We start from the raw sequence: 8,000 nt of genomic DNA on the forward strand, positions 1-8,000 counted from the left end.
GGAGGCGATCATGCATAAAATACCAGGAATGACACGAACGCTGTTGTTCGCTGCGGCCATGCTGCTGATGGCATGTGACCAGAAAACGACCGAAACTCCGACTGAAGCGACAACAGATAATACGGCTTCAGATCAAGTCATGCAGGAACTGAAAACCGAGCCACTGAAAGACTTCCCTAAAACTGCCGATGATCCACATGATATTGCTGCATTGACGGATTATGAACAGCGCTTTCAGGAAATGAGCAGCGACCTGGAAAAAGAATTAAACAGCATGCGCGATGATGAAAATATGACAGAAGAATTTGTCCAGCAACGTCAGCGTGATCATGTCCAGTCAGCATTGAATATGTTGAAGGCTTTAGAACTGAAAACCGAACAGGGCCGTTATATTCAGGGCTTAATGTATCAATACTGGGAACATCAGGACAAATTACTCAATACTCCCAAGACTCAAGCTACACCCGTGAATGAAGCCAGTGAGAATGTCAAAGGTCTAGGGAAATATCTACACGCCCAAGAACAACTGGAACGCTGGCGTTCGCAATATCCGGATCTCGCCAAGAAAGAACCAGCTTCCCGGCAAGTGAAGGAATAGTCTAGGATGCTAGATTGGCACACAGCTTAGATAAAATACAAAAATAATCTAAGCTGAACTGGCAGCTTTAAAACAGCGTGAATGAACAAGGCCGGATCTGTTGAGTCTGCATTCAGTATAAATACTAGATCATCCTAGCTATAAAATGACTTAATCTGCTGTCAGAAACTGATGCACACCTTCACCCGCTGCACGCCCTGTGGCAAAACAGGCTGTCAGTAGATAACCGCCGGTCGGTGCATCCCAGTCCAGCATTTCTCCGCAAAGAAATACATGTGGGTTAGATTTCAATTGTAGCTGTTCTGACAACACTTCACGCTTGACACCACCTGCACAGCTAATCGCCTCTTCAATCGGGCGGAAACCTGTGAGTGGAAGGGTCAAATGTTTAATTTTTTTGGCTAATTCAGCAGCATCTTGCCATACCGCTTTGGCTACCAATTCCCGTACTAAGGCCGCCTTGGCACCGTCCAATCCAGCTTTACGCCAGACATTAGTTAAAGACTGCTTCTTACTTGGCTGTAATTTTTGCGCAAGCTGTTCCATGCTTTGATTTGGGAAGAGGTCCAGATGCAGCTGCATCGGCTGCCCCTGTTTTAGTTGCTCGCGTAAACCCCGACCCTGCTTATAGATCAGGCCACTTTCCAGACCGTAATGGCTAATTACGATATCGCCGATGGTCTTTTCACCTTGCCCAACCCATGCTGCAACACGTTTCAGCGGCTGACCAAAGACTGGCTGCATAAACCGAGACCAGGGATATTCCACTCCGGCATTACTGGCCTGAAATGGCTCAATTTCATCCGGTTTCAGCCAGGCTTGCCATGCCCCATCACTACCCAACGCTGACCAAGACACTGCGCCACAAGCCAGAATAATGGCATCAAAATCTTCAATGCGGTATTCATTATTTTTCAGATCATGCAGCTCAAGCTGTTGCTGCTGCAACTGGCTGACTTTATGTCGGTAATGAAACTGGATACCATGACTGGCCAAACGCTTGAGCCAGGCACGCAGCAAGGGCGCGGCTTTCATCTCTGTGGGAAATACCCGGCCAGATGAACCGATATAAGGTTCAATACCGAGCTGTTTCATCCAGTCTTGAATCCAGACCGCATCCCACTGTTTGATCCAAGGGGACAACCACTCCACCTGATCATAACGTTGTACAAACTCTGGCACAGGCTCGGCATGGGAAATATTCAGGCCGGTCTTGCCTGCCATCAGGAATTTTCGCGCAGCAGACGGTTTTTGCTCATAGACATGCAGCTCATAATCAAACTGACTGAGCACTTCTGCTGCCATTAAGCCTGCGGGGCCTGCGCCCACAATAGCAATGCGTTTGCTCATCTGCTTATTCCGAGACGGTGGCATTCTGCCCTTGCAAAGGCTGGAAATCATCAAAACGTGTCACATAACTTTCAGGCTTGCTGATGATCAGTTGCTGGCATAATTCGCCGCGTTCCAGATATTTAATTTCAAAATGGGTGCGCGCCGAATCTGCAGCAATCACTTCTTTGACAAAAGGCAGCTTCCAGAGCTCTCGCACCTGTATTTCTGCTTCTTCGATATAGGCAGGAATATTACTGGCCAAAGTAATCGTTCCCCCGGTTTTCAGGCGTGAAAGCAGAAACTCAAAAAATGGCATATTGACCCAGCGCTGTGCCGGATTATGCGGTTCAGGATTTGGATATAAAATAAAGAATTGTTCTACCTGCTGCGGATACAGTGCATGTACGATCCACGGTAAAGCATCGGCATGAACGGTTTGTAAATTAGTTTGACCCTCAACAGCATGCTGTTTTTGCATCGCCAGAAATTTTTCACGGGTACGTTCAATTGCAATCAGTTGAGTATCGGGATTGTTCTTGCTGAATAACAAGGCATGTTTACCTTTACCAGCTCCCACTTCGACGCAGACCGGTTCAGGACTGATGCTTTGAAAATCACGGGGCGCATGCATACGCTGTGCTTGAAATTGACGAATCGGCATAATCAGATCAAACTAATAAAAACCGCATAAGTCTAACAAGTGCGGCTATATTTGCCTAATCGAACCTTTATTTTTCTTTGGAGTCGTCCCATGCCTACCACTTTAAACTGTCCGCGCTGTGGCAAGCTGACCACATGGGAAGATAATGAATTCCGTCCTTTTTGCTCAGAACGTTGCAAGATGATTGATCTAGGCGCTTGGGCCAATGAGGAATATAGTTTGCCTACTCAGGATGCACCACAAGCCGACAACAGCGAAGAATAAAATGTCTTCCCTGTCGAAAATTCTGTCTGAAAGCAGAATCTTGTCGAAATTAAGTAAATAAATCATATGGATTTTATAAAATTACTTAGATAAAGCAACACGAATTAACATCATTCATAAAGCTTTAGCATTATTGTTCTATTCTAAATTTTCACATTATTTTTAGAGCAATAATATGGGTTATATTATTTTAAAAATCATATTAATTGGGGTTGGTCTACTCGCACTTCTTTCGTTGGGAGTCGGCATTTTCCAACAAGATAGTTTATTTATTGTATTGGGTGTGCTTTTTGCTTTTGCCGCTTGGCTCATACACATGCAAACGCGTCAACTTCGTAATAATCCCTTTTCAGAATAAAAATAAAAGACCAAATGGTATTGGTCTTTTATTTACGCTTTTAACCCGCTTTACCTGCAACAAAAGGATTATGCTGCTTTTCAAAACCAATGGTGCTAATCGGACCATGTCCTGAAATGAATTGGGTTTCATCTGGCAGGCTGAAACATTCTCGCTGAATTGAATCTAAGAGCTGTTGATGGTTACCACGCGGGAAATCAGTCCGCCCGATTGAGCCTTTGAACAAGACATCACCTGTCCATAACAAGTCATAATTTTTGTTATAGAACATCACATGACCCGGCGTATGGCCTGGAGCAAAACGCACTTCGAACTCTTCATTGCCGAGTTTGAGTACTTCACCACCTTCCAGCCACTGGGTCACTTCGACTTTTTCCGGAATCGGGAAGCCATAACGTGCAGACACTTCCTGAATCATGTCAAGCCAGAAGGCATCTTCTTTATGTGGTCCAATCAACGGTACATTCCAAGCCTTTTTTAATGCACCCACCGCACCCGCATGATCCAGATGGCCATGAGTGAGCCACAAGGCTTTAACCGTTAAACCCAGCGCTTCAACTTCAGCTTTCAGTTTTTCAGGTTCGCCCCCTGCATCAATCAAAATGGCTTCTTTAGTGTCCGCATCCCAAACGATGGAACAGTTTTGCTGAAATGCAGTAACTGGAACAATTTTGACTTGTAACATGGGGTGAAAAACCTCGGGCAAGTTAATGGGCAAGTGTCTGTGTCAATGCATCCAGATTAGCCTGTAGTAGACTGTTGAGCAATCGCAAATGATCTTCACGGCTATTTAATGCCGGAATATAGCTATAGCTTTCTCCGCCTATTGCTTTAAAAGTCTCGGCATTTTCGATTGCCAGCTCTTCAAGCGTTTCCAGACAGTCCGCGGAAAATGCCGGACTCATCACTTGAACTGATTTCACCCCTTGCTTGGCCCAATCTTCGAGCAAAACATCGGTATAGGGCTTGATCCATTCCTGCTTGCCAAAACGTGACTGGAAGCTGATCGCATATTGATCTTCGCTTAAACCAAGGGTTTTAGCTAACAGCTTGCCCGTGATGCGGCAACGGTCGGCATAAGGATCACCTTTATCGGCATAGGGCTGTGGAATGCCGTGGAAAGACATTAACAATTTCTCTGGCTGACCATGAATTGCCTGATAGTCACGTACACTTTGAGCCAGCGACTGGATAAATAAAGGATGTTGATAATAATCCCGGATCACTGTCAAACCGGGTAAATTGCGCTGTTTCACCACCCATTTCGCCACTGCATCGTATAGAGGTGCGGTCGAAGTGGCAGAATATTGTGGAAACAAGGGAAATAGAATCACGTGTTCCTGTGGCTGCGCTGAGACCTGTGCCAAGACATCCTGAATATTCGGATTGCCGTAGGTCATTGCAGGTACCACATTCAGTTCAAACTGCGGATAAAGCTGGGTGAGATGCGTCTTGACTGCTGCGACCTGCTCAAACAGAATTTCACGCATCGGCGAATCCTGTCCCCATACTTGCGCATAGGCCTGTGATACCCGCTTTGGACGGAAAGGCAAAATGAATAAGCGCAGAATGATTTGCCAGATCGGTTTGGGAATTTCAATCACACGCTGATCAGATAAAAACTGCTTGAGGAAACGGCGTACCGCTGGAATCGTAGGCTCATCTGGTGTGCCCAAGTTTGCCAATATAATCGTCACTTTCGCTTTAGCAGGAGAATACATTCAGTTCGTCCGTCAGGATATCAACCCCTGTACTTTAACAGCTTTTTATTTATTCTCTCTATGGATTAATACGCTGACTTATATTGAAAAGTGCGATCTAAATCCAGCAAGCTGCTGTCCAGCAACTTTTGCGCTTTTGGCGTGATCTGCCACAGCATGCGCTGTCGGTCATCACGACCGGATGGCACAATCCAGTCATTCTGGCGCATTTGAATTTTTAAACTATGCAAGGCACGAATATTCATCTGGGCACGCGCGACAGCATGCGCACGCGGCATCTGCACCCGTGCATCCTGCAGACCGGTTTCATTCAGATATTCATTCATGCGCTTCGAGAAAAACTCTTCAGGGGTCGGATTGACAAAAGTTGAACCCAATAACGCCAACAATTGTGCCCAAGTCAGTTTTTTATGGACTTTGATTTCTTTAAAATTACCATCCTGATAAGCATGCATCCGGTATTCAAAAGAAAAAATTTCATGCATCGCCACTTTGGGCAGGCTCAGGAATGGATCGACTTCTGCAGTTCCGCCATCGCGTTCCAGTTGCGCCACTTTAGCTTTCAGCTGATCAATCTCGTCATGCAGCGCCTGGGTGTTTTGCGGACGCACCCAGCCGGTCACCGGATAGCGCTCCAGCATTTGTGGCATGTTAAAACGCACTGCCATTTCCAGATCGCGCAGGCTGCGGTAAGTAAAAACCTGATCCACTTCCTGCTGTAACAGTTGACGGAATTCCTTGAATTTTTCCTGTAATTCCGGTTTGGCATCATGCAATGCACTTTCACGTGATGCCGGATCATCATGCATAAACACAATAATCGGTTTTTGCTTGGTCACTGCATAAATATATTCGAGATGCATATAGCCGACACCCGATACCGACTGCTCCCCATACTGGCTTCCCAGCAGAATCACGACATAATCACAGTCATCAATCTGGCGGCGTGCAAATGCAGTATTCAGCGGTGTACGCTGTTCCAGTCCCCACGAGAAAAACCCCATTCCTACCAGTGTTTGAGACAGAATGATACGCTCCGGTTGCATTTCTGCCCCCGAGGTTGAGATGAACACTTGGTACCGTTTATCCAGCATGGGCTATCCTCTTCTCCTGTACATTTGCGTAAAAAATGCATCATCACATGCTTCTTTACCCAATATGGCCACCCCAGAATCAAAATATCTTTCTTTTTAAATTATAAAAATGAGTTTTAAACTGCACTCATATTACTGACCTGCCATTTTAAATCGGCCGGAATCAGGTGCTGCAAAATCGGTCGGAGCTGTTCAGCATTCTGCCCACTCACCACCAATTCAATTTTCACGCTTTCTTTAGACTCATGCTCAAATAATAACCCATTTTTAATTAAAATTCGGGCCGTTTGTCTTGCAACCGCGAATCCTGAGTCAATTAATGTCAGCTTTTGACCAAAAATATACTGAATTGACGATTTTAGGAAGGGGTAATGTGTACATCCTAATACTAAATAATCAGCGCCCTGATCTACAACTGGTTGTAAAATCTCTTTTAATGTCTGCAAACAGGCTGCACTCATCTGCTCTCCAGCCTCAACAAAAGGCACCAGATCCAGACTGGTCACAGGCAGGACTTTGACTTGAGCCGGTTCGGCAAAACGGGAAATGACATCTTTAATCAGCTGGCCGCGGAAGGTTGCAGGCGTGGCCAATACCGCCACAGTTTTCGACTGGGTATTCAGGACGGCCGGTTTAAGTGCGGGTACTAAACCGATAATCGGAAAGTTTTCACCATAATAGTCACGCAAATAATCCAGACTAAAAGCGGAAGCGGTATTACAAGCCACCACCGCAACTTTACAACCTTGACGATAAAGCCATTCAATCGCCTGAGCCGTCAAGGCACGAATTTCCTGATCATCTCTCGGGCCATAAGGCACATGCGCAGTATCCGCATAATAGACAAAGCGTTCATTAGGCAAATGGCGGGCAATTTCCAGGGCGACTGACAAGCCGCCTACGCCTGAGTCAAAAATGCCAATAGGCGCATCTGCCGTGGCATTGGGCATCTGGTCTAATAACTGGGAAATTGGTTGAATAGCGCTCATAACGTTGCAGGTAGCTTGTTTGAAATTTCTAGCGATCAAGCTTAAACCTCAGGTGCTCAAATGCAAGTCTAAATCACCACTTTTCAAACTTAAAACGGTTTCGCCTGCCGGATTTTCATCAAGCTCTCCCATCTCGACCAGATGTAAAAATGCCGCACGCTGAATCAGGGCATTAATCCCAAAACGCACATGCACATAAGGCCGCAACTCACCTTTGTATTCACGCATAAAGATTGGATGTTCAGCATCAACAACAATCAGGTCTTGCGTGGTCGTGCCCAGTTGCAGATAAATCCTTCCATTAATTTCAACCTGATCGACCTGATTGACAAATAAAGGTTCATCTTCAACTTCAATTTCAATCATTTCTACCGGTGTTTTTAGATAGAATTTATCGTTTTCTTTCCAGAGTACCGTTGCAAACAGGTCAATCATCGGCTGACGCTTGATCAATTGACCTTCGTGCCACCATTCGCCGTTGGCTAAAACCTTCAGATCCATGACGCCACAATGCTTTGGCTGCCATTGCTCCAAAGGGGGAATTGACCTTTTGTGACTGCCCTGTGCATCTTTTAAGTATTGTGCGATATCCATTAAATTTTTATCATCGGGATAAGTTACTTTTTTCGTCGGATTTGTGCTGGGTACTGGCTTATCCATAAAAGAAGACCTTAATGACGGAAAAATAATATGTTTCAGCCAATTGGCTAAAACCGGCTTTAAAACTATACTAGCCCAGATTATCAAAGACACCAGCATTTTTGTGTCTAGGAACCAAGAACACTTATGGCAGCACCCAACCATCCGGTTATGGTTGCCACCGAATAGTAATATGAGGAGTCCTACATGGAACACATCGAACGTGAATCGATGGAGTTTGACGTCGTCATCGTAGGCGCAGGCCCTGCGGGTCTTTCTGCTGCGATCAAAATCCGTCAACTTGCAATTGAAAACAACTTAAACGATTTGTCCGTTTGTGTCGT

11 protein-coding genes are annotated in these 8,000 nt (G+C 45.4%); 4 read left to right on the forward strand and 7 right to left on the reverse strand.

Annotated features, from left to right (window positions below; translation table 11 throughout):
- Positions 1-10 precede the first annotated feature (10 nt).
- Entirely contained in the window at positions 11-598 is a 588-nt protein-coding gene (locus tag NI468_RS11510; protein WP_004647351.1) for a hypothetical protein, read from the forward strand.
- A 150-nt stretch (positions 599-748) separates the two neighbouring features.
- Here the strand turns inward: NI468_RS11510 and NI468_RS11515 are convergent, their stop codons facing one another.
- Both NI468_RS11515 and NI468_RS11520 read right to left on the reverse strand, forming a co-directional pair.
- Positions 749-1,948, reverse strand: coding sequence for a TIGR03862 family flavoprotein (locus NI468_RS11515; RefSeq protein ID WP_253102005.1), 1,200 nt, complete (start codon positions 1,946-1,948; stop codon positions 749-751).
- Positions 1,949-1,952: 4 nt separating this feature from the next.
- Positions 1,953-2,597, reverse strand: coding sequence for a class I SAM-dependent methyltransferase (locus NI468_RS11520; RefSeq protein ID WP_171248517.1), 645 nt, complete (start codon positions 2,595-2,597; stop codon positions 1,953-1,955).
- A gap of 84 nt (positions 2,598-2,681) precedes the next feature.
- On the opposite strand from NI468_RS11520, the gene NI468_RS11525 reads away from it, so the two are divergent.
- Positions 2,682-2,855, forward strand: a complete 174-nt coding sequence (locus tag NI468_RS11525) for a DNA gyrase inhibitor YacG (protein WP_004278554.1) — start codon at positions 2,682-2,684, stop codon at positions 2,853-2,855.
- 175 nt (positions 2,856-3,030) lie between these two features.
- Positions 3,031-3,213 (forward strand): hypothetical protein, encoded by a 183-nt coding sequence (locus tag NI468_RS11530; RefSeq protein WP_086044179.1) that lies wholly within the window; start codon positions 3,031-3,033, stop codon positions 3,211-3,213.
- A 40-nt stretch (positions 3,214-3,253) separates the two neighbouring features.
- Here the strand turns inward: NI468_RS11530 and NI468_RS11535 are convergent, their stop codons facing one another.
- From NI468_RS11535 to NI468_RS11555, 5 genes are all read right to left on the reverse strand, one after another.
- Positions 3,254-3,898, reverse strand: a complete 645-nt coding sequence (locus NI468_RS11535; protein WP_086044180.1) for an MBL fold metallo-hydrolase — start codon at positions 3,896-3,898, stop codon at positions 3,254-3,256.
- A gap of 22 nt (positions 3,899-3,920) precedes the next feature.
- Positions 3,921-4,934 carry a ferrochelatase gene (gene hemH, locus NI468_RS11540; protein WP_086044181.1) on the reverse strand — a complete coding sequence of 338 codons (1,014 nt, stop codon included), beginning with the start codon at positions 4,932-4,934 and terminating at the stop codon, positions 3,921-3,923.
- Positions 4,935-4,999: 65 nt separating this feature from the next.
- Positions 5,000-6,028 carry a DUF4062 domain-containing protein gene (locus NI468_RS11545; RefSeq protein WP_005267549.1) on the reverse strand — a complete coding sequence of 343 codons (1,029 nt, stop codon included), beginning with the start codon at positions 6,026-6,028 and terminating at the stop codon, positions 5,000-5,002.
- A gap of 116 nt (positions 6,029-6,144) precedes the next feature.
- Entirely contained in the window at positions 6,145-7,017 is an 873-nt protein-coding gene (gene murI / locus NI468_RS11550; RefSeq protein ID WP_253102007.1) for a glutamate racemase, read from the reverse strand.
- A gap of 48 nt (positions 7,018-7,065) precedes the next feature.
- Entirely contained in the window at positions 7,066-7,677 is a 612-nt protein-coding gene (locus NI468_RS11555; RefSeq protein ID WP_180038063.1) for a DUF1285 domain-containing protein, read from the reverse strand.
- Between the two features lie 186 nt (positions 7,678-7,863).
- Here NI468_RS11555 and NI468_RS11560 point away from each other — a divergent pair.
- A partial coding sequence (locus tag NI468_RS11560; protein WP_253102010.1) for an FAD-dependent oxidoreductase occupies positions 7,864-8,000 on the forward strand: 137 nt, incomplete at its 3' end.

Origin of the sequence: Acinetobacter lwoffii, assembly GCF_024129355.1 — a bacterium.
Taxonomy (GTDB): domain Bacteria; phylum Pseudomonadota; class Gammaproteobacteria; order Pseudomonadales; family Moraxellaceae; genus Acinetobacter; species Acinetobacter lwoffii_I.

What these genes read in the sequence shown, in the direction of transcription:
- NI468_RS11510 (WP_004647351.1), top strand. Translation starts at nt 11, where the DNA reads ATGCATAAAATACCAGGAATGACACGAACGCTGTTGTTCGCTGCGGCC.
- NI468_RS11515 (WP_253102005.1), bottom strand. Translation starts at nt 1,948, where the DNA reads ATGAGCAAACGCATTGCTATTGTGGGCGCAGGCCCCGCAGGCTTAATG.
- NI468_RS11525 (WP_004278554.1), top strand. Translation starts at nt 2,682, where the DNA reads ATGCCTACCACTTTAAACTGTCCGCGCTGTGGCAAGCTGACCACATGG.
- NI468_RS11530 (WP_086044179.1), top strand. Translation starts at nt 3,031, where the DNA reads ATGGGTTATATTATTTTAAAAATCATATTAATTGGGGTTGGTCTACTC.
- NI468_RS11535 (WP_086044180.1), bottom strand. Translation starts at nt 3,898, where the DNA reads ATGTTACAAGTCAAAATTGTTCCAGTTACTGCATTTCAGCAAAACTGT.
- hemH (WP_086044181.1), bottom strand. Translation starts at nt 4,934, where the DNA reads ATGTATTCTCCTGCTAAAGCGAAAGTGACGATTATATTGGCAAACTTG.
- NI468_RS11545 (WP_005267549.1), bottom strand. Translation starts at nt 6,028, where the DNA reads ATGCTGGATAAACGGTACCAAGTGTTCATCTCAACCTCGGGGGCAGAA.
- murI (WP_253102007.1), bottom strand. Translation starts at nt 7,017, where the DNA reads ATGAGCGCTATTCAACCAATTTCCCAGTTATTAGACCAGATGCCCAAT.
- NI468_RS11555 (WP_180038063.1), bottom strand. Translation starts at nt 7,677, where the DNA reads ATGGATAAGCCAGTACCCAGCACAAATCCGACGAAAAAAGTAACTTAT.